Raw genomic sequence first — 25,311 nt, 5'->3', positions numbered from 1 at the left:
CTTGCGTCACTCGGACTACCCGTCACTCGACGGTGCGTCAGAATCCCTCCTCCACATCCTCAAGGGGTTGATCTCACCCATGCGTAGGTCCCGTACCGTCGCCCTGACCGCGGCGGCTGCCGCCGCGGTCCTGGTCGTGACCGGTTGCACCAGTTCGTCGAAGAACGGAGGGTCGTCCACGGCCTCCGGCTCCGCCGAGGGCGGCTCCGGTGCCAACGCGGCCACCAAGGGCATCGTCAACGCCTCGGACAAGAAGGGCGGGACGGTGACCTACGAGATGAAGGGCACCCCCGACTCGCTCGACCCGGGCAACACGTACTACGCGTACATCTACAACTTCTCGCGTCTGTACGGCCGGCCGCTGACCACCTTCAACCCGGCACCGGGCGAGGAGGGCAACAAGCTCGTCCCGGACCTCGCCGAGTCGATGGGCCAGCAGAGCGCGGACGGCCTGACCTGGACGTACAAGCTCCGCAAGGGCCTGAAGTACGACGACGGCACCCCGATCTCCTCGAAGGACGTCAAGTACGCCATCGAGCGCTCGAACTACGCGCTGGACGTGAACTCCAACGGCCCGGTGTACTTCCACGACCTGCTGGTCGACAACGCCACGCCGTACGCGGGTCCGTACAAGGACAAGGAGGGCGGCCTCAACTCGATCGAGACGCCCGACGACACCACGATCGTCTTCCACCTGCAGCACCCCTTCGCGGACTTCGACTACCTGGTCAGCGCCCCGGAGACCGTGCCCGTCCCGCAGGCCAAGGACACCGGTGCGGAGTACGTGAAGAAGATCGCGTCCTCGGGCTCCTACAAGTTCGAGTCCTACGAGGACGGCAAGCAGGCCGTCCTGGTGCCGAACACCAACTGGGACAAGAGCACCGACCCGATCCGCAAGCAGCTCGCGGACAAGATCGTGCTCAAGTTCAACATCGACCAGGCCACCATCGACAAGGACCTGCTGGCCGGCAACGCCCAGGTCGACCTGGTGGGCGGCGGCGTCGACCCGCAGACCCAGGCGCAGATCCTGCAGAACCCGAAGCTGAAGGCCAGCACCGACAACGCCTACGGCGGCCGTCTGGTGTACATGGCGATCAACTCCAAGCTCGCGCCGTTCGACAACGTCGAGTGCCGCAAGGCCGTCCAGTACGCGATCGACAAGGTCTCGGTGCAGACCGCGCTCGGCGGCCCGATCCGCGGCCAGATCGCCAACACGGTCCTCCCGCCGGACATCGCGGGCCACCAGGACTTCAACCTGTACGAGACCAAGGACAACAAGGGCGACGAGGCCAAGGCCAAGGAAGCCCTGAAGGCCTGCGGCAAGGAGGGCGGCATCAACACCGTCCTGTCGGCCCGCACCGAGCGCGCCACCGAGGTCGCCGCGGCCACCTCGATCCAGGCCGCGCTGAAGAAGGTCGGCATCAACGCCGAGATCCAGCAGTACCCGCAGGGCAAGTACCTGCAGGACGCCGCCGGGTCCCCGCAGTTCGCGGCCGAGCACAACATCGGCCTGATGATGATGCAGTGGGGCGCCGACTGGCCGACCGGCTACGGCTTCCTCCAGCAGATCGTCGACGGCCGCACCATCAAGCCGTCCGGCAACAACAACCTGGCCCAGCTGAACGACTCCGCCGTCAACAAGATGATCGACGACGCCGCGATCAACCCCGACAAGGGCGCCCGCGAGAAGATCTACGGCGACGTCGACAAGAAGGTCATGGAGCAGGCGGTCTACGTCCCGCTGACCTACTTCAAGGTCTTCCTGTACCGCCCGGACAACGCCACCAACCTGGTCTCCACCTCGGCGTTCTCGGGTGAGTACGACTACCTGAACATCGGCTCCACCAAGTAAGAGCCTGGCTCCGCATCCCTGAAGGCAGGTGAAGGCAGCGGCGCCCGCCGCCGTCCGGAAGATCCCGGACGGCGGCGGGCCGCCGGAGCCGCCCAACTGTGTTTGCCTACATCATCCGCAGGATCATCGCGGCGGCGATTTTGCTGCTGGTCGTCAGCGTGGTCACCTTCGCGATCTTCTTCCTGCTCCCGCGACTCGCCGGAGAGACGGCCGACCAACTGGCCGCCCAGTACATCGGGAAGAACCCGTCGCCCGAGGCGATCGCCGCGGTCAAGCAGAACCTCGGCTTCGACCAGCCGCTGTACACCCAGTACTGGCACTTCCTCAAGGGGCTGGTCAGCGGCGCCGAGTACACGTTCGGCCCGGAACCGGCCACCTGTCACGTGCCCTGCTTCGGCTACTCCTTCAAGAACCACCTGGAGGTCTGGCCCGAGCTGACCAAGCGGATCCCGGTCACCATGTCGCTCGCCGCCGGTGCGGCGGTGCTCTGGCTGGTCTCCGGCGTCGCCACGGGCGTCGTCTCCGCGCTCAAGCCGCGCTCGATCTTCGACCGGCTCTCCATGGGCGTCGCGCTCGCCGGCGTCTCGCTGCCGGTCTTCTTCACCGGCGCGCTGCTGCTCACGCTGTTCAGCTACGAGTGGCCGATCCTGGACAACCTGCAGTACGTGAACCTCACCGACAACCCGCTGATGTGGGCCCGCAACCTGATCCTGCCCTGGATCTCGCTGGCCTTCCTCTACTCCGCGCTCTACGCCCGGCTCACCCGCGCCGGAATGCTGGAGACCATGAGCGAGGACTACATCCGCACCGCCCGGGCCAAGGGCCTGGTCGAGCGCAAGGTCGTCACCCGGCACGGGCTGCGGGCCGCGCTCACCCCGATCGTCACGATCTTCGGCATGGACCTCGGGCTGCTGCTCGGCGGCGCGCTGATCACCGAGCAGGTCTTCTCGCTCCAGGGCGTCGGCCAGTTCGCCGTCCAGGCGATCTCCGACAACGACCTGCCCAAGATCCTCGGCGTCACCCTGCTCGCCGCCTTCTTCATCGTCGCCTGCAACCTCGTGGTCGACCTCCTGTACGCGCTCGTCGACCCCCGGGTGAGGCTCTCGTGACCGACCTCCAGAAGTCCCCGGCGGACGCCGCGCAGACCCCGCCGGGCGACCCCTTCCTCTCGGTCCGCGACCTGCGGATCCACTTCGACACCGACGACGGCCTGGTCCGCTCGGTGGACGGGGTCAGCTTCGACCTCCACAAGGGGCGCACCCTCGGCATCGTCGGCGAGTCCGGCTCCGGCAAGTCCGTCACCTCGCTGGGCATCATGGGCCTGCACCGCTCCAAGCGGGCCCGGATCAGCGGCGAGATCCGGCTGAACGGCGAGGACCTGATCGCGGCCGGCCCGGACCGGGTGCGCCAACTGCGCGGCCGGGACATGGCGATGATCTTCCAGGACCCGCTGACCGCGATGCACCCCTACTACACGGTGGGGCAGCAGATCGTCGAGGCGTACCGGGTGCACCACCCCCAGGCCTCCAAGAAGCAGGCCAGGGCCCGGGCGATCGAGATGCTCGACCGGGTCGGCATCCCGCAGCCCGACCGCCGGGTGGACGACTACCCGCACCAGTTCTCCGGCGGCATGCGCCAGCGCGCCATGATCGCCATGGCGCTGGTCAACGACCCCTCGCTGCTGATCGCCGACGAGCCCACCACCGCCCTGGACGTCACCGTCCAGGCGCAGATCCTGGACCTCATCCGCGACCTCCAGGAGGAGTTCGGCTCCGCCGTCATCATCATCACCCACGACCTCGGGGTGGTCGCCGAGCTGGCCGACGACATCCTGGTCATGTACGGCGGCAAGTGCATCGAGCGCGGCCCGGCCGAGACCCTCTTCGACGCGCCCGAACACCCCTACACCTGGGGCCTGCTGGGGTCGATGCCGCGGCTGGACCGGGAACTCCAGGACCGGCTGGTGCCGGTCAAGGGCACCCCGCCCAGCCTGATCAACGTGCCGTCCGGCTGCGCCTTCCACCCGCGCTGCCCGTACGCCGCCCTGACCGGCGGGCGCTCCACCGGCGAGCTCCCGGTGCTGGCCGAGGCCGCGCCCGGGCACTTCGCGGCCTGCCACCTGGCGGCCGACGAGCGGCACCGCATCTTCGCCGAAGAGATCGCGCCCCGGCTGTGAGCCCGGCCTCGTACCACCTTTCTGGAGAGAACCGATGACGGACACTCAGGCGGCCACGATTCCGTCGCCGGCACCCGCCCCCGGCCGCGAGCCGCTGCTGAAGGTGGCCGGCCTGACCCGGCACTTCCCGATCCGCGGCGGGCTGCTGCGGCGCCAGACCGGCGCGGTGCGGGCCGTCGACGGCATCGACTTCACGGTCAACGCCGGCGAGACCCTGGGCGTCGTGGGCGAGTCCGGCTGCGGCAAGTCGACCATGGGCCGACTGGTCACCCGGCTCGACGAACCGACCGGCGGGACCATCGAGTTCGAGGGCACCGACATCACCCACCTGGGGGTCGGGGCGATGCGGCCGCTGCGCCGCGACATCCAGATGATCTTCCAGGACCCGTACTCCTCGCTGAACCCCCGGCACACCGTCGGCACCATCGTCGGCGCGCCCTTCAAGCTCCAGAACGCGGTGCCGGAGGGCGGGCTCAAGAAGGCCGTCCAGGAGCTGCTGGAACTGTGCGGGCTCAGCCCCGAGCACTACAACCGCTACCCGCACGAGTTCTCCGGCGGCCAGCGCCAGCGCATCGGCATCGCCCGGGCGCTCGCGCTGAAGCCGAAGATGATCGTCGCGGACGAGCCGGTCTCCGCGCTGGACGTCTCGATCCAGGCGCAGGTGGTCAACCTGCTGGACGACCTCCAGCAGGAACTCGGGCTGACCTACCTGATCATCGCGCACGACCTCTCGGTGGTCCGGCACGTCTCGGACCGGGTCGCGGTGATGTACCTCGGCAAGATCGTGGAGATCGCCGACCGGGACTCGCTCTACCGCAGCCCGATGCACCCGTACACCAACGCGCTGATGTCCGCCGTGCCCGTCCCCGACCCGCGCCGCCGCCAGCGCGCGGGCCGCGAGCGCATCCTGCTCAAGGGCGACGTCCCCTCGCCGATCAACCCGCCCAGCGGCTGCCGCTTCCGCACCCGGTGCTGGAAGGCGCAGGACGTGTGCGCGAGCCAGGAGCCGCCGCTGACGGTGCTGGCGACCGGGCACCAGGTGGCCTGCCACTTCCCGGAGAACGCTCCGGAGAAGGCGACGGCCGGCGCCACGGTCTGAGGCCCTCGCACGTACGCAGGAGGCCGCCCGCCCCCGGACTTCCGGGGACGGGCGGCCTTTTGGCGGTCCGCGCCTCAGACGCCGGCGGCCGGCTCCGGCTCCGGCTCCGGCACGCGCGGACCCGGGGCGGCCGCGGCGGGCGGCGCCGGGGCGGGGGCCGGGAAGCGGCGGTCCAGCGCCCGGACCGCCCTGCGGCCCAGGTTCTGGAACGGGATCTCGACCAGCCGGTACGACAGCCAGGAGAGCACCACGACCGCCCCCAGGTAGCCGAGGGTGAGCGCGGCCTGCCCCTTCGGCCCGACGATCGGCGGGTAGTCCCGCAGCTTCCAGCCGAGGAAGTACATCAGCGGGCCGTGCAGCAGGTAGACCGAGAAGCTGATCGTGCCGAGCCCGCAGAGCCAGCGCGGGAAGCGGCGGCGGCGCAGCAGCATGGCGGCCGCGAACAGGGCCCAGGCGGCCAGGTAGGCGGACGAGAAGGACTCCCACGAGGGCGTCCAGGTGTGCCAGAGCGCCGTGTCGCGGTTGTACAGGTAGCCGACCGTGACGCCGGTGACGATCACGAAGCCGCAGCAGAGCAGGGCCGGGAGCCGGTCGAGCAGGCCGTGCTCCAGCCGGTACAGCACGGTGCCGGCGAACATGGTCGCGAAGATCAGCATGGTTTCGAAGCCGGTGGTCCGGTTGTTCACCGTGATCAGGACCAGGCCCAGGCCGCCGAGCAGCAGCGCGCCCCAACGGGTCAGGTCCGGGCGGGCGGTGGCGATGCAGGCCGCCGCCATCAGCACCACGATCCCGGCCGCGGCCACCAGGTGCCTGGTGGCCGCCAGGTCCACCGAGATCCCGCCGATCGGCAGCCAGGTGCCGAGCACCAGGGCGACGGACGCGAAGCCGACCGCGATCGGCGCGCTGTGCCGGTGCCACCCCCGCACGAACAGGGCGCAGACGAAGTAGTAGAAGACCATCTCGTAGGTGAGCGACCACATCACCCCGATGGTGCTGGGCACCCCCAGCAGGTCCTGGAGCAGCAGGCCGTTGGCGGCGAGCGACAGCACCGGGTGGTCGAAGGGGAAGCTCTGGACGATCTGGCCGCTGCGGGGCAGCACCAGCAGACTCGCCAAAACGGTGACGGCCACCGCGGGGTAGATGCGGAAGAGCCGCCCCGTCCAGAACGCCCGGACGTCGCCCCGGCGTTCCAGCGAGGCCGGGATGATGTACCCGCTGACCAGGAAGAACAGCATCACGCCGAAGAAGCCGAGGTCCAGGTGGCGCGGCACCCCGCCCGCGTGCGGGATCTTGCCGAGCAGCCCGAAGTGGTGCATGGCGACGGCGAGGGCGGCGATGCCGCGCAGCGCGTCGAGCCAGCCGAGCCGGGCGGAGGCGGGGGAGCCCGGCGAGCCGGGCGGCTTCGACGACCGGGTCGGCGTGGGCGGCTTCGGCGGCTTCGGCGACTTCGACGGCTCCGGCGGCGGCTTCGGGGCCGACCCGGGCTTCGCGAGCTTCACAGGCGGAGGCTAGCCGAACCGGTTCGGCCCCACGGCGCGCAAGGGGTTCGCCGCCGTTCCGGCGGTGCGTTCGTATCCGGAGCACGGACGTTCGCCGGAACATCCGCGCGAATCGGGTACACATGGACGGTGACATCCCAGCTCTTCCCGACCGACGTGCAGCAGTCGCTGGACCTCGTCGGCATCTTCGTCTTCGCCCTCTCCGGGGGCCTGCTCGCCGTCCGCAAGAACATGGACATCTTCGGGATCTGTGTGCTGGCCGAGGTCACCGCCCTCGGCGGTGGCGTGATGCGCGACCTGGTGATCGGCGCCACCCCGGTCGCCGCGTTCACCAACCTCGGCTACTTCGTGACCCCGCTGGGCGCCGCGCTGGTGGTGTTCTTCCTGCACCCGGAGGTCGAGCGGATCAACCGGGCCGTGCAGACCCTGGACGCGCTCGGGCTCGGGCTGTTCTGCGTGACCGGCACCGCCAAGGCCCACGACTTCGGGCTCGGCGCGGTCGCGGCGATCGCGCTCGGCATGGTGACCGCGGCCGGCGGCGGCGTGATCCGTGACGTGCTGGCCGGGGAGATCCCCTCGCTGCTGCGCTGGGACCGGGAGATCTACGCCGTCCCGGCCCTGGTCGGCGCCACCCTGGTCGCGCTGCTGATCGGCGCGGACCGCCTCACCGGCATCACCGGAACCGCGGCCGCGCTCACCGCCTTCGGGCTGCGGATGCTCGCGCTGAAGTACGGCTGGCGTGCCCCGCGGGCCTGGCACCGCAACGGTTCTCGCACCAGCGAGGAGTAGGCGAGCCGCCGTACGCGAGCGAGATCGCCTCGGCCGTGCAGAGCAGTTCCGGCACCATCCGGGCCAGTTCGCCGGGCGGCACCTCGCTCGCCGGGGCGCTCAGCGCGCAGGCCGCGACCGTCCGTCCGCCGCTGCCCGCGACCGGCGCGGCCACGCAGGTCACCGGCTCCCGGTGCTCGCAGGACTCGGCCGCCCAGCCCCGGCGGCGCACCGCCGCCAGCTCGGGCTCCTCGGGGACGCCGTCCGCCGACAGCCCGGCGAGCAGCACCCGGCCCACCGCCGTCCCGTCCACCGGGGCCCGGCGCCCGATCCGGGACGGCTCGGCGCCCGGCAACCCGGCCACCTCGTCCAGGTAGAGCACCTCGCCGTCGTGCAGCACGGCCAGCCGGACGGTGTAGCCGCAGCGGGCGTTGAGCGCGGCCAGGTACGGCGCGGCGACCTGCCGGACGTCGAAGTCCTCCAGCGCGCGGTGGGCCAGCGAGAGCACCCGGCCGCCCAGCCGGTAGCGCAGGTCCGGCTGGCGGCGGGCGAAGCCGTGCTCCTCCAGGGTGCGCAGCAGCCGCAGGGCGGTGGACTTGTGCACCCCGAGGCTGCTGGCGGCCTGCTCCAGCGAGAGCGGCGCGTCGCCGAGTGCGTCGAGCAGGGTCAGCGCGCGGTCGACCGACTGCGACATGGCGTTTCCCGTGGATCCGGCTGACTGATGGCGTCAGGCTAACCGCTGGGTGGCTCAGTGGTACAAACCACTGCCGGACGCGGCCGTCCGGCAGTGGTGCGTCCGCGGTGCGGCGCACCCGTGGTTCGTCCGCGGTGCGTCCGGGCCGGTGCGGGCCGGTGCCGGTCGGCGCGGGCCGTGCGTGGCTGAAACTGCCCCGGCCCGGAACCCGCTGTGGTGCCGCGCTCTACAATCGGATGGTTATGCCATACCTGGACCATGCGGCGACCACGCCGATGCTGCCCGAGGCGATCGCCGCGATGACGGCGCACCTGGGGGTGGTCGGCAACGCCTCGGCTCTGCACGCGGCCGGCCGCCGGGCCCGCCGGGTGGTCGAGGAGTCCCGGGAATCGCTGGCCGAGTCGCTGGGCGCCCGCCCCAGCGAGATCGTGCTCACCGGCGGCGGCACCGAATCCGACAACCTGGCGGTCAAGGGCCTGTACTGGGCCCGCCGGGACGCCGACCCGGCCCGCACCCGGGTGCTGTGCAGCCCGGTCGAGCACCACGCGGTGCTGGACGCGGTGCACTGGCTCTCCGAGCACGAGGGCGCCGAGGTCGAGTACCTGCCGGTGGACGGGTACGGCCGGGTGCACCCCGAGGCGCTGCGGTCGGCGATCGAACGCGACCCGGCGTCGGTGGCGCTGGTCACCGTGATGTGGGCGAACAACGAGGTCGGCACCGTCCAGCCGGTGCGCGAACTGACCGCCGTGGCGGCCGAGTACGGCATCCCGGTGCACGCCGACGCCGTGCAGGCGCTCGGTCAGGTCCCGGTCTCCTTCGCCGAGTCCGGCCTCACCGCGCTCACCGTCACCGGGCACAAGATCGGCGGCCCGTTCGGCATCGGCGCCCTGCTGCTCTCCCGGGGCGCCGCGCCCGTACCGCTGCTGCACGGCGGCGGGCAGGAACGCGACGTGCGCTCCGGCACCCTCGACGCCCCCGGCTCGGCCGGCTTCGCGGCCGCCGCGGCGCTCGCCGTCGAGCGGCAGGCCGAGCACGCGGTCACGCTCGGCGCGCTGCGGGACGAACTGGTGGCGTCGGTGCTGGCCGCCGTACCGGACGCGATCCTCAACGGCGACCCGTCGGCCGAGGGCCGGCTGCCCGCCAACGCGCACTTCTCCTTCCCCGGCTGCGAGGGCGACGCGCTGCTGATGCTGCTGGACGCCCAGGGCATCGAGTGCTCGACGGGCTCCGCCTGCTCGGCCGGGGTGCCGCAGCCCAGCCACGTGCTGCTCGCGATGGGCGTCGACCCGCTGCTGGCGCGCGCCTCCCTGCGGTTCTCGCTCGGGCACACCTCGGTGCCGGAGGACGTCACGGCGCTGGGGAAGGCCATCGGGCCGGTCGTCGAGCGGGCGCGCAACGCGGGGCTGGCGTCGGTGCGCCGGTAGTTGCTCCGCGCGGTGGGCATGTCCGGCGGCCCCGTAGGCTTGTACTCACCATGACTGACTTCCCGGGTGCCCCGACCGCTCCGTCCACCGGCCGTCTGCGCGTGCTCGCGGCGATGTCCGGCGGAGTCGACTCCGCCGTCGCCGCCGCCCGCGCCGTCGAAGCGGGGCACGAGGTGACCGGCGTCCACCTGGCGCTCTCCGCCAACCCGCAGTCCTTCCGGACCGGCGCGCGCGGCTGCTGCACCATCGAGGACTCCCGGGACGCCTGGCGGGCGGCCGACGTGATCGGCATCCCCTTCTACGTCTGGGACCTCGCCGAGCGCTTCCGCGAGGACGTCATCGACGACTTCGTCGCCGAGTACGCGGCCGGGCGCACGCCCAACCCGTGCCTGCGCTGCAACGAGAAGATCAAGTTCGCGGCGCTGCTGGACAAGGCGATCGCGCTCGGCTTCGACGCCGTCTGCACCGGCCACTACGCCCGGATCGTCGACCTGCCGGACGGCTCGCGCGAGCTGCACCGGGCCGTGGACGGCGCCAAGGACCAGTCCTACGTCCTCGGCGTGCTCGACGCCGACCAGCTCGCCCACTCGCTCTTCCCGCTCGGTGACACCACCAAGGAGGAGATCCGGGCCGAGGCCGAGCGCCGCGGCCTGGCCGTCGCCAAGAAGCCCGACAGCCACGACATCTGCTTCATCGCCGACGGCGACACCCAGGGCTTCCTGGCCCAGCACCTCGGCACCGCCACCGGCGACATCCTCGACGTCGACGGCACCAAGCTCGGCGAGCACGACGGCGCGTACGGCTTCACCATCGGCCAGCGCAAGGGCCTGCGGATCGGCCGCCCGGCGGCCGACGGCAAGCCGCGCTACGTGCTGGACATCTCCCCGGTGAACAACACCGTCACGGTCGGCCCGGTCGAGGGCCTCGACGTGACCGGGCTGACCGCCATCCGCCCCCGCTGGTGCGGCACCGAGCCCCTGGCGGACGGCCGCTACACCGCCCAGCTGCGCGCCCACGGCGAGGAGGTGCCGGTGAGCGCCGCGGTCGTCGACGGCGAGCTGCGGGTGGAACTGGACACCCCGGTACGGGGCATCGCCCCCGGCCAGGCCGTGGTCGTCTACGACGGCACCCGTGTCGTCGGCTCCGCCACCATCGCCACCACCGAGCGCCCGGCCGTCACCGCCTGAGCCCGCCCCGCGCCCGGCGAGGAATCCCCGGTGAAGTCCTGCCGAGGGGCGTGATAGACCGGACGGCACTATGAATATCTCTGTCTTCTGCTCCGCGTACTCGCTCGACGACCGCTACTCCGCCCCCGCCGCGGAGTTCGCCCGGCTCCTGGGGGAGGGCGGGCACACGCTGGTGTGGGGCGGCTCGAACGCCGGGCTGATGGGGCTGCTCGCCGACGAGGTGAAGGCGGCGGGCGGCACGCTCGTCGGCGTGATGGTCGAGATGCTGCGGCACAAGGCGTACGTCGGCGCCGACGAGCTGGTGTGGACGGCCGACCTGCCGGAGCGCAAGGCCGAGCTGGCCTCGCGGGCGGACGCGATCGTCGTGCTGGTGGGCGGGCTGGGCACCCTGGACGAGGTCACCGAGGTGCTGGAGCTCAAGAAGCACGGGATGTTCGACAAGCCGGTGGTGGTCCTGGACACCGAGGGCTTCTACACGGGCCTGCGCACCCAGATGGAGCGGATGGACGCCGAGGGCTTCCTGCCGCGCCCGCTCGCCGAGCTGATCACCTTCGCGGACACGCCCGCCGAGGTTTTCGCCCAGCTCAAGGCCTGATTGGATCACGACCATGGCTGCACATCTGATCACTGGCGCCGGCTCCGGCATCGGCGCCGTACTCGCCGAGCGACTCGCCGAGCGCGGGGACGAGCTCTGGCTGCTCGCCCGCGACGCCCGTCGGGCCGCCCAACTGCGCGAGCGCTTCCCCGGGGCCCGCACCCTCGTCGGGGACCTCGGCGATCCGGGCAAGCTGTCCTGGGCCTTCGGCCACCAGCAGCTGCCGGTCGAACTGGACTCCCTCCTGCACGTCGCGGGCACGGTCGAGCTCGGCCCGGTCGGCGACCTGACCCCCAAGGCCTGGCAGGAGACGCTGAACGTCAACCTCGTCGCCCCCGCCGAGCTGACCCGCCTGCTGCTGCCGTCGATCCGGCTGGTCAAGGGCCATGTGCTCTTCGTGAACTCCGGCGCGGGCCTCAACGCCCACGCCGAGTGGTCGGCGTACGCGGCCAGCAAGCACGGCCTCAAGGCGCTCGCCGACGCGCTGCGCCAGGAGGAGCACGCCAACGGCGTCCGGGTCACCTCGGTCTACCCGGGCCGCACCGCCACCGCGATGCAGGTGAAGGTGCACCAGCAGGAGGGCAAGGAGTACGACGCCGGCCGCTGGATCGAGCCCGCGTCCGTCGCCGGGGCGATCCTCGCCGCTCTCGACGCCTCCCGGGACGCGGAGATCACCGACATCACCGTCCGCCCCGGGCGGTAGCGCGCCGCACGGGAGGCCGGCCGGTCCGACTTTCCGTGCGCGGACCGGATTTCGACACGGCCTCCGCATGCCCGACGGCCCCCGCATGCCCGACGGCCCCGGTGCCGGGCCCCGCGCCCGGCACCGGGGCCGTCCGGCTGAGTAGGCTCGGGCGGGTGAGCACCCCACACACCTTCCCCGACCTGCGCGGCGCCGCCACCGGCGTCGGCTCGCTGCCCGGCACCGACGCCCGGGAGGCCGCCAAGACCTCCACCGGGGCACTGGAGCACCTGCCGTTCCTGCCCGAGCTGCCCGCCCGCGGGCCGGGCGCCGACATGATCGGGCGCGGCGCCGGCCTACTGGTCGAACTGTTCGCGCAGACCGAGCCGAGCGGCTGGCGGTTCACCGACCGTCCGGGCCGGGACACCCGGCGCGCCCACTCCTGGCTCGGCGAGGACCTGGACGCGCTGGAGGAGTTCACCCAGGGCCATCAGGGCGCGCTCAAGGTCCAGGCCGTCGGCCCCTGGACGCTGGCGGCGAGCATCGAGCTCAAGCACGGCGAGAAGGCGCTCGCCGACCCCGGCGCGTGCCGCGACATCGCCGGCTCGCTCACCGAGGGCCTGCGCCGCCACCTCGCGGACGTCCGCGGGCGGGTGCCCGGCGCCGAGGTCGTGCTGCAGCTGGACGAGCCCTCGCTGCCCGCCGTCCTGGCCGGGTCGGTGAAGACCGCCAGCGGCTTCCAGCGGCTGCGCGCCGTCGACCGGCAGGTCGCCGAGGAGGTGCTGCGCGAGGTGATCCGGAACCTCGACGCGCCCGTGGTGGTGCACAGCTGCGCGCCGGACGTCCCGGTCCCGCTGCTGCGCCGCGCCGGGGTCGCCGGGATCTCCCTCGACTTCTCGCTCCTCACCGAGCGCCAGGACGACGACCTCGGCGAGGCCGTGGAGGGCGGCACGACGATCCTCGCCGGTGTCGTCCCCGCCACTGACCAGGCGGTGTCCGACCCTGCCGGTAGTGTCCAGGGTGTCAGGACCTTGTGGCGCAGGCTCGGGTTCGCCCCGGAGCTGTTGGGTCGCCGCGTGCTGGTGACACCGACCTGCGGGCTGGCCGGGGCTTCCCCGGCGTACGCGCGCAGGGCGCTGTCGTCCGCGGCGCGGGCGGCACAGAGCCTGGTGGACAACCCGGAATGAGAGTGCAGGAGGGCTTGCGGTGACGGCTGTCGAGGGCTGGGAGGACGTCCCGGCGGAGGTGCGCGGGCGGCACGCCGAGCTGGCGCAGGAGATCACCGACCACCGGGCCCGGTACTACGAGCAGGACGCGCCGGTCGTCAGCGACGCCGAGTTCGACGCGCTGATGCGGGAGCTGGAGGGGATCGAGGCCGAGCACCCGGCCCTGGTCACCCCGGACTCGCCGAGCCAGAAGGTCGGCGGCGCGGCCACCGGGCTGTTCGCCGAGGTCGAGCACCGCGAGCGGCTGCTCAGCCTGGACAACGCGATGGACGACGAGGAGCTGGCCGCCTGGGCCGAGCGGGTCGCCACCGAGCTGCAGGGCATCGACTACCACTACCTGTGCGAGCTCAAGGTGGACGGCCTGGCCGTCAACCTCACCTACGAGAACGGCCAGTTGGTGCAGGCGGCGACGCGCGGCGACGGCCGGGTCGGCGAGGACATCACCCCCAACGTCCGCACCATCAAGGAGATCCCGCACCGGCTCAAGGGCGAGAACATCCCGGAGCTGGTGGAGATCCGCGGCGAGGTCTACTTCCCGACCGAGGAGTTCGACGCGCTCAACGCCTCCTTCGCGGAGGAGAACGAGCGCCGCCGGCAGGAGAACGAGGAGCGCGCCAAGGAGGGCAAGCGGCCCCGGGCGCTGATCCGGCTGTTCATGAACCCCCGCAACGCCGCCGCCGGTTCGCTGCGCCAGAAGGACCCGCACGTCACCGCCTCCCGCCCGCTGCACATGGTGGTGCACGGCATCGGCGCCCGGGTGGGCTTCGACATCGACAACCAGTCGCACGCCTACCGGCTGCTGCACGACTGGGGCCTGCCCACCGCCCGCCACAACCAGGTGGTGGGGACGCTCGCCGAGGTGCGGGCCTTCATCGCGCACTTCGGCGAGCAGCGGCACTCGGTCGAGCACGAGATCGACGGCGTCGTGGTGAAGGTGGACGAGATCGCCCTGCAGGGCCGGCTCGGCGCCACCTCCAAGTCCCCGCGCTGGGCGATCGCCTGGAAGTACCCGCCGGAGGAGGTCACCGGGAAGCTGGCCGAGATCAAGGTCGGCATCGGCCGCACCGGCCGGGCCACCCCGTACGCGGTGCTGGCCGAGCCGGTGAAGGTGGCCGGCTCGATGGTGCAGTACGCGACGCTGCACAACCAGGAGGTCGTCAAGGCCAAGGACGTGCTGCTCGGCGACACGATCGTGCTGCGCAAGGCCGGCGACGTCATCCCGGAGATCCTCGGCCCGGTCTACGACCTGCGGGACGGCACCGAGCAGGCCTTCGTGATGCCCTCGCACTGTCCGGAGTGCGACAGCGAGCTGCGGCCGATGGCCGAGGGCGACATCGACCTGCGCTGCCCGAACGCGGAGCGCTGCCCGGCCCAGATCCGGGAGCGGATCGCCTTCCTCGGCGGGCGGCAGTGCCTGGACGTGGAGGGGCTGGGCTACGTCGCGGCCACCGCGCTGACCCAGCCGCTGGAGCCGGCCGAGGCGCCGGTGCGGAACGAGGCCGACATCTTCCGGCTGACGCGGGAGAAGCTGCTGCCGATCAAGGTGCTGGTCCGGGACCCGAAGACCGGCATGCCGAAGCTGGACGACAGGACGGGCAAGGAGAAGGAGGTCTTCTTCTTCGCCACCACCAAGGGCGAGCCGAAGAAGTCGCTCCAGGCCCTGATCGACAACCTGGGCGCGGCGAAGGGGCGGCCGCTGTGGCGGTTCGTCAACGGGCTGTCGATCCGGCACGTCGGTCCGGTCGCCGCGCAGGCACTGGCCCGGGAGTTCCGCGATCTGACGAAGATCTTCGAGGCGAGCGAGGAGCAGCTGGCGGCCGTCGAGGGGGTCGGCCCGACCATCGCCCGCTCGATCCGGGAGTGGTACGCGGAGGAGTGGCACCGGGAGATCCTCCGGAACTGGGAGGCGGACGGCGTCCGCTTCACCGAGGAGTTCGCGGACGAGGAGGAGGCGGAGCGCCCGCTGGAGGGCCTGACCGTGGTGGTGACCGGCACCCTGGCCGGCCACACCCGGGACGGCGCCAAGGAGGCGCTGACCTCGCGCGGAGCGAAAGTGACCGGTTCGGTTTCGAAAAAGACCGATTTTGTGGTCGCTGGTGACAACCCTGGGTCCAAGTACGACAAGGCTGTTCAGCTCGGCCTGCCGGTCCTGGACGACGCCGGGTTCGCCGTCCTGCTCGCCGACGGGCCGTCCGCCGCCCGTGCCCACCTGGGGCTTCCGGAGCCGGAGGAGGCCGGGGAGGCGAAGAAGGAGCCCGTCGAGGACTGACCCGGAGCGGACCCGAGCGGTCGGTGACCGGATCGGTGTTGTTATCGTCCTGATGCAACGTCACCGGGTGCCGCACAGTGAAAGCGGGCATTGTGTCACTGTGCGGCACCCGAGAGCGGTGGCGCGTTTCCGGTTGTCCGAAAGTCTGCCCACCGGGTGGACCCCGGCATACCCTGGAGCGCAACAGAGTGTCAGCAGGGGTGGGGGCACCGGCTGGGCCGGTGTTCCGCGGGGTCGCTCCATGCCCGGCAGCTGTCGGTACCGGCACGGTGCCTCACCGTAAGGCGGCCCGACGGGGCGGGCCCGACGGAGGACAGGGCTTATGGATCGTACGACCGGCGGTGCGCCCACACGCCCGCCGCAGGGGGTGGCGGGTGCGGTCCTGCTGCTCGGCGTGCTGCTGGCCGGAGCCGCGCCGCTCATCCCGCTGGCCGTCCTGGTCTACCGGTACGAACCCGAGTTGCTGCCGCTGTTCGCCGTGCCCCTGGCGGTGCTGGTGGCGGCCTGGCGGATCGCCCGGGACCGCGCCCGCGATCAGCTGACCGACCCGCTGACGGATCTGCCCAACCGTCAGGCCCTGCTGTTGGCCGCCCAGGAGGCGATCGCGGAGTGTGGTCAGGGCTACAGCGTCGGTCTCATCCTGCTCGATCTCGATCGCTTCCGATCACTCAACGACACACTAGGTCATACGGCCGGTGACCGGCTGCTGGTTCACATCGCCCGCCGGCTGCACCGGGCCCTGCGCTCCGGCGGACCGGCCGGCAGCGCCACCCGGGAGTCCATCGACGACGTCTTCGCCGGCCTGCCCCGGCACTACCGCCGCGGCCGCCCCATGGTGGCCCGGATGGGCGGCGACGAGTTCGCCGTCCTGCTGCCCGGCATCAACTGCCCGGACAGCCTGGAGCGGGTCGCCAAGGCGCTGATCGCCGAACTGGCCGCCCCGATCCGGCTGGACGGGCTGCTGCTCGTCCTGGAGGCCAGCGGCGGCGTCTGCGTCTACCCGCAGCACGCCCAGGACGCGGAGGCCCTGCTGCGCCGGGCCGACGTCGCGATGGGCCACGCCCAGCGCGGACACTGCGGCGTCGCCCAGTACGACGAGACCCAGGATGCCGACACGCCGTACCGGATCGGGCTGCTGGGGGACCTGCGCAGGGCACTGGAGACCGGCGAGGTGCAGCTGCACTACCAGCCGAAGGTGGCCTTCGACGGCCGGGTGGTCGGCCTGGAGGCGCTGCTGCGCTGGGAGCGCCCCGGCCAGGGGAAGGTCCCGCCGGACGAGTTCGTCGGGCTCGCCGAGTCCAGCGGCTTGATGCCCCGGCTCACCGACTACGTGCTGGAGGCGGCCGTCGGCCAGCTCGCGTACTGGCGCGACCAGGGCCTCCAGGTGCAGGTCGCGGTCAACGTCTCGCCGCGCGACGTTCTCAACCCCGGCTTCGCCCAGCGGGTCGCCGGCCACCTCGTGCGCCACCAGGTGCCGGCCCACGCGCTCCAGCTGGAGATCACCGAGCGACTGCTGCTGGACGACTCCCGGCGGGCCGCCGACACCCTGGCCGAGCTGCGCGGCTACGGCGTCGGGATGTCCCTGGACGACTTCGGCACCGGGCACTCCTCGCTGGTGCGGCTGCGCAGCCTGCCGGTCGGCGAGCTGAAGATCGACCGCTCCTTCGTCTCCCGGATGGTCGCCGACGACCACGACGCGGCGGTGGTCCGCTGCTCGGTGGAGCTCGCCCACTCGCTGGGCCTGACCGTGGTCGCCGAGGGCGTCGAGGACGACGAGACCTGGGAGCGGCTGCACTGCATGGGCGTGGACGCCGTCCAGGGCTGGCTGGTGTCGGCCGCGCTGCCGGCCGAGCAGGCCACCGCCTGGCTGCGGGTGCACCGCACCGGCGCCCCGCCGGTGGAGCGGCTCGGCCTGCCGCCCCAGCTGCCCGCGGGCTTCCCGTCGGTCCCGAACGCCAAGCCGATCGTCCCGCCGGCCAGGCCGCCGGTGCTGCCGCCGACACTCCCGCCGGTCCGGCCGCCGGTCATCCCGCCCACGCTGCCGCCGGTGGCCCAGGTGGTGCAGGCCGCGCACCGGGAGATCAAACCGCAGGGCTGGGCCCGCACCCGGCCGCAGTAGCCCGCCGGAGGTCGCGGTCCGGCCCCGGGGAGGGCCGGTGACGGGCGCCGCGGCTCACTCGTTGGCCGGGGCGGGGGACGGGCCCCATAGGATGGGGTCCAAAGACCACGAGGACGGAGCGCCGGAACCGGCTGCTCCTGCCCGGGCCCGGCACCGCCCGCAAGGCACAGCCGGGTCTCACCAGAACTCACCCTGAGGATCGCTGCATGCCTGGCATCACGCGCGAGGAGGTCGCCCACCTCGCCCGGCTGTCGCGTCTTGAGCTGAAGCCCGAAGAGCTGGACCACTTCGCCGAGCAGCTCGACGTGATCATCGGCGCGGTCGCCCGCGTTTCCGAGGTCGCCGGACAGGACGTCCCGCCGACCTCCCACCCGCTGCCGCTGACCAACGTCATGCGTGCGGACGAGGTCCGGCCGTCGCTCACCCCGGAGCAGGCGCTGTCCGGCGCCCCCGCCGCCGAGGAGCAGCGTTTCCGTGTGCCGCAGATCCTCGGGGAGGACTGACCGAGATGACCGAGCTGATTCGCTTCACCGCCGCCGAGACCGCGGGCGCCATCGCCAAGGGCGAGGTGTCCGCCGTCGAGGTCGCGCAGGCCCACCTCGACCGCATCGACGCCGTCGACAAGAAGGTCAACGCCTTCCTGCACGTCGACACCGAGGGCGCGCTGGCCGCGGCCAGGGCCGTCGACGACAAGCGCGCCAAGGGCGAGGAGCTGGGCCCGCTGGCCGGCGTCCCGCTCGCGCTCAAGGACGTCTTCACCACCAAGGGCATCCCGACCACCTGTGGCTCGAAGATGCTCGAGGGCTGGATCCCGCCGTACGACGCCACGCTGACCAGCCGTCTCAAGGACGCCGGCGTGGTCATTCTCGGCAAGACCAACATGGACGAGTTCGCGATGGGCTCCTCCACCGAGAACTCCGCGTACGGCGTGACCGGCAACCCGTGGGACCTCTCCCGCATCCCCGGCGGCTCCGGCGGCGGTTCGGCCGCCGCGCTGGCCGCCTTCGAGGCCCCGCTGGCGATCGGCACCGACACCGGCGGCTCGATCCGCCAGCCCGGCGCCGTCACCGGCACCGTCGGCGTCAAGCCGACCTACGGCTCGGTGTCCCGCTACGGCCTGGTCGCGTTCTCCAGCAGCCTGGACCAGGGCGGCCCGTGCGCCCGCACGGTGCTGGACGCGGCCCTGCTGCACGAGGCCATCGCCGGGCACGACCCGCTGGACTCCACCTCGATCGACGCGCCGGTGCCGGCCGTCGTCGAGGCCGCGCGGATGCGCGACATCCGCGGCATGCGGATCGGCGTCGTCAAGGAGTTCGCCGGCGAGGGCTACCAGGCCGGCGTGATGCAGCGCTTCAACGAGTCGGTGGAGCTGCTGCGCGAGCTGGGCGCCGAGGTCGTCGAGGTCTCCTGCCCGTCCTTCACCCTGGCGCTGCCGGCGTACTACCTGATCGCGCCGTCGGAGTGCTCCTCCAACCTGGCCCGCTTCGACGCGATGCGCTACGGCCTGCGGGTCGGCGACGACGGCTCGCGCTCGGCCGAGGAGGTCACCGCGCTGACCCGCGAGGCCGGCTTCGGCGACGAGGTCAAGCGCCGCATCATCCTGGGCACCTACGCGCTGTCCTCGGGCTACTACGACGCCTACTACGGCTCGGCCCAGAAGGTCCGCACGCTCATCTCGCGCGACTTCGACGCGGCCTTCGCGGGCGTGGACGTCCTGGTCTCGCCGACCACGCCGACCACCGCCTTCCCGATCGGCGAGCGCGCCGACGACCCGATGGCGATGTACCTGGCCGACCTGTGCACGATTCCGTCGAACCTGGCGGGCAACGCGGCCATGTCGCTGCCGGTCGGCCTGGCCCCGGAGGACAATCTCCCGGTCGGCCTCCAGATCATCGCACCCGCGATGGCGGACGACCGCCTGTACCGCGTGGGCGGCGCCGTCGAGGCCGCACTCAACGACAAGTGGGGGCACACCCTGCTGGAGGAGGCACCGGCACTGTGAGCAAGATCGAGAAGACCAAGGGCTCCGGCTCGCTGAAGGGCTTCAAGCGCTCCAAGCCCGGTCTGTGGCTGTCCATCGGCACCAGCGCGTTCGGCGCGATCTCCGTGGCCAAGGACGTCCGCAAGGCCCGCGAGGAGAGCGACACCCTCAAGCTGGTCAACGCCCTGGTCGGCGCCGCCGCGCTGGTCACCGGCACCGCCCTGCTGGTGCGCGAGCTGCGCCGGCTGGGCTCCGACGACGTGCTGCTGGGCTAAGTCAAGTGCCCTGGCCCGGCCCCGCGCGACGCGGTGGCCGGGCCCGTACCTCCCAAGCTTCAAGTGAGAAGGGACGCTGTGAGCGTCATGAACCTGGTCTCCTACGAGGACGCTCTCGCGTCGTACGACCCGGTGATGGGCCTTGAGGTCCACGTCGAGCTGGGCACCAAGACCAAGATGTTCTGCGGTTGCTCGACCGAGCTGGGTGCCGAGCCGAACAGCCAGACCTGCCCGACCTGCCTGGGCCTGCCGGGTTCGCTGCCGGTGGTCAACGCGGTCGGCGTGGAGTCGGCCGTCAAGATCGGCCTGGCGCTGAACTGCGAGATCGCCGAGTGGTGCCGGTTCGCGCGGAAGAACTACTTCTACCCGGACATGCCCAAGAACTTCCAGACCTCGCAGTACGACGAGCCGATCGCCTTCAACGGCTACCTCGACGTGCAGCTGGAGGACGGCTCGACCTTCCGGGTGGAGATCGAGCGCGCCCACATGGAGGAGGACACCGGCAAGTCCAGCCACGTCGGCGGGGCCACCGGTCGCATCCACGGCGCCACCCACTCGCTGCTCGACTACAACCGGGCCGGCATCCCGCTGATCGAGATCGTCACCAAGCCGATCGAGGGCGCCGGCGAGCGCGCCCCCGAGGTCGCCAAGGCGTACGTCGCCGAGCTGCGCGAGGTGATCCGTTCGCTCGGCGTCTCCGAGGCCCGGATGGACAAGGGCCAGATGCGCTGCGACGTCAACCTGTCGCTGCGCCCGAACGGCACCGAGACCTTCGGCACCCGCTCGGAGACCAAGAACGTCAACTCGCTGCGCAGCGTGGAGCGGGCGGCCCGGTTCGAGGTCCGGCGGCACGCCACGGTGCTGACCGACGGCGGCACCATCGTCCAGGAGACCCGCCACTTCCACGAGGAGGACGGCTCCACCACCTCGGGCCGGATCAAGGACAACGCCGAGGACTACCGCTACTTCCCCGAGCCGGACCTGGTGCCGGTGGCCCCCACCCGCGAGTGGGTCGAGGAGCTGCGCGCCGCTCTGCCCGAGCTGCCGCGGGTGCGCCGTGCCCGGCTGCAGGCGGAGTGGGGCCTGTCCGACAAGGACATGCAGTCGGTGCTCAACGCCGGTGCGGTGGGGCCGATCCAGGAGACCATCGCGGCCGGTGCCCCGGCCGACCAGGCCCGCAAGTGGTGGATGGGCGAGCTGGCCCGTCGCGCCAACGAGACCGGCACCGAGCTGAGCGAGCAGCCGATCACCCCGGCGCAGGTCGCCCGGGTCGCCGCGCTGGTCGCCGAGGGCAAGCTCAACGACAAGCTGGCCCGCCAGGTCATCGAGGGCGTGCTGGCCGGCGAGGGCGAGCCGGACGAGATCGTCGAGAAGCGCGGCCTGGCCGTGGTCTCGGACGACTCCGCGCTGGGTGCCGCGGTCGACCAGGCCATCGCCGAGAACGAGGCGATCGCCGCCAAGATCCGCGACGGCAAGGTCCAGGCCGTGGGCGCGCTGGTCGGCGCGGTCATGAAGGCCACCCGCGGCCAGGCCGACGCCGCCCGCGTGAAGGATCTGATCCTGGAGCGGCTCGCCGTGGAGGGACAGTAGGCGCAGCCTGGAGAAGCTGGGTGCGGCCTAGACTGTCGACCCTTCCTTCCTAAGGCATCTAAGGCATCTAAGGCCCTCTAAGTAAGGCCTAAGGCCCCGTCTCACCTATGTATCTGGGTGAGGCGGGGCCTTAAACCATTTTTGGCGACCGATCTAAGGCATCCGGGGCCCGGAAGATGCGGCACGCTCCCGATGCGGCACCCCCCACTGGCGGAGGAAGCTCTTACCTGTCAGCAAGACGGAGTGGAAAACCCGAGGGGGAACCGGAAATGATCGAGTACCAGACCTTCCAGCAACAGGCCCACGAGCTCGTGGCCCGCGCCGAGCACGAGCGCCTGGTGCGCGAGGCCAAGGAGGCCCGCCGAGTGCGGCAGCGTCCGGTGGCCGCCCGCTTCCAGCGGCGCCCCGTGCGTCGGCCCGAATGCTGACGGTGCGGCACCACGGCGGTGCCGAAGGAGCTCCGGAGGGGGAGACGCTCACCAGCGTCTCCCCCTCCGGGCATTCGGGCCCTTCGACCCGTTCGCCAGGGGAGATAACCCCTCGGCCGGGCCCCACCGGCTATGGCATGCTCGCCTCCATGCAGCAGACATCGGTCAGCCCCGTCTTCGTCGGCCGCGGCAGCGAGATCACCGAGCTGACCGACGCGCTGCGCCGCGCCGGCACCGGCAGCCCGCAGGCCATCCTGATCGGCGGGGAGGCGGGGGTCGGCAAGACCCGGCTGCTGGAGGAGTTCCTGGAGCGGGCGGCCGCCCGCGGGGCGGTCACCTCGCTCGGCAGTTGTCTGGAGGTCGGCGCCGAGGGCCTGCCGTACGCGCCGCTGGCCGCCGCGCTGCGCCGGCTGCACCGCTCGCTGGGCCCCGAACTGGAGGCCGCCGCGGCCGGCAGTGAGAGCCACCTCGCCCTGCTGCTCTCCGAGTTCGGCGAGGTGGACGGCGAACCCAACGACGAGTACAGCCGGGCCCGGCTGTTCGAGCACACCGCGAGGCTGTTCGAGCGGCTCGGCGCGGAGCGTACCCTCGTCCTCGCCGTCGAGGACCTGCACTGGTCCGACCGCTCCACCCGCGAGCTGCTCGCCTTCCTGGTGCGCACCCTGCACCGGTCCCGGGTGCTGCTGGTCGCCACCTACCGCACCGACGACCTGCACCGCCGGCACCCGCTGCGCCCCTTCCTCGCCGAGCTCGAACGGCTGCGCACCGTCCAGCGGCTGGAGCTGGCGCGGTTCGACCGCCGCGAGGTGGCCGCCCAGCTGGCCGGCATCCTCGGCACCACCGTCCCCGACCGCCAGCTGGTGGACCGCATCCACCGCCGCTCGGAGGGGAACCCGTTCTTCGTCGAGGAGCTGGCCACCGCCTTCGAGGACGGCTGCGGAGCCGGGCTGACCGACTCGCTGCGGGACATCCTGCTGGTGCGGGTCGAGGGCCTGGACGAGGAGGCCCAGCGGGTGGTGCGGATCGCCGCCGAGGGCGGCTCGCACGTCGAACACGCCCTGCTCGCCGCCGTCCTGGACGACGACGAGGAGGCGCTGATCGAGGCGCTGCGGGCGGCCGTCGGCGCCAACATCCTGCGCCCGGACAGCGAGGGCGAGGGCTACCGGTTCCGCCACGCGCTGGTCCGCGAGGCGGTCTCGGACGACCTGCTGCCCGGCGAACGGCACCGGATCAACCGCAAGTTCGCGCTCGTCGTGGAGGCCCAGCCGCAGCTCGTCCCGGGCGACGCGCTGGCCGCCCGGCTGGCCAACTACTGGTACCACGCGCACGATCCGGCCCGCGCCCTGCCGACGGCCCTGGATGCCGCCCGCGCGGCCCGCCGCCGCAACGCCTTCGCCGAGCAGCTCGGGATGCTGGAACGGGCCCTGGAGCTGTGGGACCTGGTCTCCGAGGAGGTGCTGGCGCACACCCTGCGCCCGTACGACTGGGCCGAGACCTACCCGCCGGGCTCCTGCGACCACAGCGCCGCGGACGAGGACTGCGACCGGATCCAGCTGGTCGACGTGCTGGCCGAGGCGGTGGTCGCGGCCCGGCGCTGCGGCGACCGGGAGCGCGGCCTGAGCCTGGCCAAGCGCGGGCTGCGGCTGGTCGACGAGGCGGAGCACCCGGTGCGCGCGGCCTGGTTCCGGATCAACCGGGCCCGGATGCTGGGCAGCCTGCGCCGCTCCGGCGACGAGGAGGAGATCGCGAACGCGCTGCGGCTGGTGGAGCACCTGCCGCCGACCGCGGTCCAGGCCGAGGTGCTCGCGCTCGGCGCCGGGACGGCGATGCTCAAGAAGCCGACCGCGGAGGCGATCGAGCTGGCCGAGCGGGCGATCCGGATCGCCGAGGAGGTGGGCGCCCACTCGGTCGAGGTGCACGCCCGGATGACCCTCGGCGGCCTGCGCTACGACGTGCAGGGCGACGCCGAGGGCGGGCTCGCCGAGCTCGCCGGGGCGGTCGAACGGGCCCGCCGGCTGGGCGTGCCCGACCTGCTGCTGCGCGGCATCAACAACCTGGCCAGCATGCAGCGCGGACTGGGACACCCCGAGGACGCGGTCCGACTGGCCCGGGAGGGCCTGGAGTTCGCGGACGGCAACGGCCTGCTGCGCAACATCGGCGCCATCCTGACCGGCAACCTGGTCGAGGCGCTGACCGACCTCGGGCGGGTCCGGGAGGCCGCCGAGGTGCTGGCCGGCTACGAGGCGGCCAGCCCGACCGGCACCCACGCCGAGTTCCTGGACCGGATGCGCGGCGAACTCGCTCTGCTCAAGGGGGACCTGGCCACCGCGGGGACCATGCTGGCGCAGGCCCGGGCGGCCAACCGGGTCGGCCAGGTCCAGCACAGCGTGCCGATCAGCCGGCTGGCGGTGCGGCTCGCGGCGCTCGGCGGCCGGCCGCTGGAGGCCCGGGCCGAAGCGCTCGCCGTGCTGGAGGAGGACGGCCGGCTCGGTCACGAGTCCGACGTCTACCCGCTGCTGGCCGAGGCCGCGACGGTGGAGGCGGACAGCCGGGGCCTGCCGCAGGCCGGGGCGGGCCGGCCGGGGGCGCTGGCCGCGATCGCGGCGGCCGCCGCCGAGCTGCGTCCCAGGGCCCCGCTGCACCACGGCTGGGCCCGGCTGCTGGAGGCCGAACTGGCCCGCGCCGAGGGGGCGGACACTCCGGAGGTCTGGGCCGCCGCGGTCGAGGCGCTGCGGCCGACCGGCCTGCCGTACCCGCTGGCTCAGGCCCTGCTGCGGGCCGGCGAGGCCGAGGTGCAGGCCGGCCGGCGCGAGGCCGGCGCCGAACTGCTGCGCGAGGCGGCCGAACTGGCGGCCGTCCGGGACGACCGGCTGCTCGGCGGGCAGATCGCCGCGCTGGCCGAGCGGGCCGGGCTGAGCCTCGCCCCGGCCGAGCGGTCGGCCGCGGTGCCGGCCCAGGCCGCCGGGGACTCCTTCAACCTCACCCCCCGTGAGCGGGACGTGCTGCGCCTGCTCGCGCGCGGCTGGACCAACCGGCAGATCGCCGAGGAGCTGTACATCTCTCCGAAGACCGCGAGCGTGCACGTCTCCAACATCCTCGGCAAGCTCGCGGTCGGCGGCCGGGGCGAGGCGGCCGCACTGGCGCACCGGCTGCGGCTGTTCCCGGACGATCTGGCCCCCTCGGGCCGCTGAGCAGGGCCCCGCGGCGGCCCCGGACCGGCTTCGACCGGTCCGGGGCCGTTCGTTCGTCCGTCCTGGAACCGGTGTTCGGGCGCCGCCGCGTGCTCCCGTGCGCGCCGCGTGAGCCCCCGCCCGCGCGCCGCCGCCAACCGGGCCGATCCGTAGGAATCGGGGGCATTTCCCCACCCTTTCGCCATTACTCTAAGTTGAGTGTGCGTGTCATTGAGTGACGGGATTGGTGTAGGGTCCATTTTGGGAGCATCGGTAC

Annotated in this window: 20 protein-coding genes; 18 read left to right on the top strand and 2 right to left on the bottom strand. The window is 72.4% G+C overall.

What is annotated here, in order from left to right:
* Positions 1-79: 79 nt before the first annotated feature.
* From ACFVVA_RS18620 to ACFVVA_RS18605, 4 genes are all read left to right on the top strand, one after another.
* A complete protein-coding gene (locus ACFVVA_RS18620) occupies positions 80-1,852 on the top strand; it encodes an ABC transporter substrate-binding protein (RefSeq protein ID WP_387690791.1) in 1,773 nt (590 codons plus the stop codon).
* 98 nt (positions 1,853-1,950) lie between these two features.
* Positions 1,951-2,961, top strand: a complete 1,011-nt coding sequence (locus tag ACFVVA_RS18615; protein ID WP_380359380.1) for an ABC transporter permease — start codon at positions 1,951-1,953, stop codon at positions 2,959-2,961.
* Positions 2,958-4,028 (top strand): ABC transporter ATP-binding protein, encoded by a 1,071-nt coding sequence (locus ACFVVA_RS18610; RefSeq protein ID WP_387690788.1) that lies wholly within the window; start codon positions 2,958-2,960, stop codon positions 4,026-4,028. The genes ACFVVA_RS18615 and ACFVVA_RS18610 overlap by 4 nt, the downstream gene beginning before the upstream one ends.
* A gap of 34 nt (positions 4,029-4,062) precedes the next feature.
* Entirely contained in the window at positions 4,063-5,127 is a 1,065-nt protein-coding gene (locus ACFVVA_RS18605; protein ID WP_387690786.1) for an ABC transporter ATP-binding protein, read from the top strand.
* A gap of 74 nt (positions 5,128-5,201) precedes the next feature.
* On the opposite strand, the gene ACFVVA_RS18600 is transcribed toward ACFVVA_RS18605, so the two are convergent.
* Entirely contained in the window at positions 5,202-6,626 is a 1,425-nt protein-coding gene (locus tag ACFVVA_RS18600) for an acyltransferase family protein (RefSeq protein WP_387690784.1), read from the bottom strand.
* 129 nt (positions 6,627-6,755) lie between these two features.
* Between ACFVVA_RS18600 and ACFVVA_RS18595 the strand changes: the two genes are divergently transcribed.
* Positions 6,756-7,415 carry a trimeric intracellular cation channel family protein gene (locus ACFVVA_RS18595; protein ID WP_359901512.1) on the top strand — a complete coding sequence of 220 codons (660 nt, stop codon included), beginning with the start codon at positions 6,756-6,758 and terminating at the stop codon, positions 7,413-7,415.
* Here ACFVVA_RS18595 and ACFVVA_RS18590 read toward each other — a convergent pair.
* Positions 7,321-8,088 (bottom strand): IclR family transcriptional regulator, encoded by a 768-nt coding sequence (locus ACFVVA_RS18590; protein WP_359901515.1) that lies wholly within the window; start codon positions 8,086-8,088, stop codon positions 7,321-7,323. The two genes, ACFVVA_RS18595 and ACFVVA_RS18590, sit on opposite strands and share 95 nt — an antisense overlap.
* A 242-nt stretch (positions 8,089-8,330) precedes the next feature.
* Here ACFVVA_RS18590 and ACFVVA_RS18585 point away from each other — a divergent pair, with 242 nt between their 5' ends.
* The 13 genes from ACFVVA_RS18585 (at position 8,331) to ACFVVA_RS18525 (ending at position 25,055) form a co-directional block, all read left to right on the top strand.
* A complete protein-coding gene (locus ACFVVA_RS18585) occupies positions 8,331-9,512 on the top strand; it encodes a cysteine desulfurase family protein (protein ID WP_387690782.1) in 1,182 nt (393 codons plus the stop codon).
* A gap of 50 nt (positions 9,513-9,562) precedes the next feature.
* Positions 9,563-10,699, top strand: coding sequence for a tRNA 2-thiouridine(34) synthase MnmA (gene mnmA / locus ACFVVA_RS18580; protein WP_387690780.1), 1,137 nt, complete (start codon positions 9,563-9,565; stop codon positions 10,697-10,699).
* A 70-nt stretch (positions 10,700-10,769) separates the two neighbouring features.
* The gene (locus ACFVVA_RS18575) at positions 10,770-11,294 is read left to right on the top strand and encodes a TIGR00730 family Rossman fold protein (RefSeq protein ID WP_387690778.1); all 525 of its coding nucleotides are present in this window, start codon (positions 10,770-10,772) and stop codon (positions 11,292-11,294) included.
* 13 nt (positions 11,295-11,307) lie between these two features.
* Positions 11,308-11,997, top strand: coding sequence for an SDR family oxidoreductase (locus ACFVVA_RS18570; protein ID WP_387690776.1), 690 nt, complete (start codon positions 11,308-11,310; stop codon positions 11,995-11,997).
* A 155-nt stretch (positions 11,998-12,152) separates the two neighbouring features.
* The gene (locus ACFVVA_RS18565; RefSeq protein WP_387690774.1) at positions 12,153-13,163 is read left to right on the top strand and encodes a methionine synthase; all 1,011 of its coding nucleotides are present in this window, start codon (positions 12,153-12,155) and stop codon (positions 13,161-13,163) included.
* Between the two features lie 19 nt (positions 13,164-13,182).
* Entirely contained in the window at positions 13,183-15,471 is a 2,289-nt protein-coding gene (ligA, locus tag ACFVVA_RS18560; RefSeq protein ID WP_387690772.1) for an NAD-dependent DNA ligase LigA, read from the top strand.
* A 322-nt stretch (positions 15,472-15,793) separates the two neighbouring features.
* Positions 15,794-17,590 carry a putative bifunctional diguanylate cyclase/phosphodiesterase gene (locus ACFVVA_RS18555; protein ID WP_387690770.1) on the top strand — a complete coding sequence of 599 codons (1,797 nt, stop codon included), beginning with the start codon at positions 15,794-15,796 and terminating at the stop codon, positions 17,588-17,590.
* Between the two features lie 206 nt (positions 17,591-17,796).
* Positions 17,797-18,093, top strand: a complete 297-nt coding sequence (gene gatC, locus ACFVVA_RS18550) for an Asp-tRNA(Asn)/Glu-tRNA(Gln) amidotransferase subunit GatC (protein ID WP_030057414.1) — start codon at positions 17,797-17,799, stop codon at positions 18,091-18,093.
* 5 nt (positions 18,094-18,098) lie between these two features.
* Positions 18,099-19,592 carry an Asp-tRNA(Asn)/Glu-tRNA(Gln) amidotransferase subunit GatA gene (gene gatA, locus ACFVVA_RS18545; RefSeq protein ID WP_387690768.1) on the top strand — a complete coding sequence of 498 codons (1,494 nt, stop codon included), beginning with the start codon at positions 18,099-18,101 and terminating at the stop codon, positions 19,590-19,592.
* The gene (locus ACFVVA_RS18540) at positions 19,589-19,846 is read left to right on the top strand and encodes a hypothetical protein (protein WP_387690766.1); all 258 of its coding nucleotides are present in this window, start codon (positions 19,589-19,591) and stop codon (positions 19,844-19,846) included. Before gatA ends, ACFVVA_RS18540 begins: the two co-directional genes overlap by 4 nt.
* Positions 19,847-19,924: 78 nt before the next feature.
* Positions 19,925-21,436 (top strand): Asp-tRNA(Asn)/Glu-tRNA(Gln) amidotransferase subunit GatB, encoded by a 1,512-nt coding sequence (gene gatB / locus ACFVVA_RS18535; RefSeq protein ID WP_387690764.1) that lies wholly within the window; start codon positions 19,925-19,927, stop codon positions 21,434-21,436.
* Between the two features lie 269 nt (positions 21,437-21,705).
* Entirely contained in the window at positions 21,706-21,864 is a 159-nt protein-coding gene (locus tag ACFVVA_RS18530; protein ID WP_387690762.1) for a hypothetical protein, read from the top strand.
* Positions 21,865-22,013: 149 nt separating this feature from the next.
* Complete coding sequence (locus ACFVVA_RS18525) at positions 22,014-25,055, top strand: AAA family ATPase (RefSeq protein ID WP_387690760.1); 3,042 nt, start codon at positions 22,014-22,016, stop codon at positions 25,053-25,055.
* Positions 25,056-25,311: the final 256 nt, after the last annotated feature.

Origin of the sequence: Kitasatospora sp. NPDC058048 (genome assembly GCF_042885555.1) — a bacterium.
Lineage (GTDB): Bacteria > Actinomycetota > Actinomycetes > Streptomycetales > Streptomycetaceae > Kitasatospora > Kitasatospora lactacystinica.
This window is presented reverse-complemented; position numbering and strand designations above follow the sequence as displayed.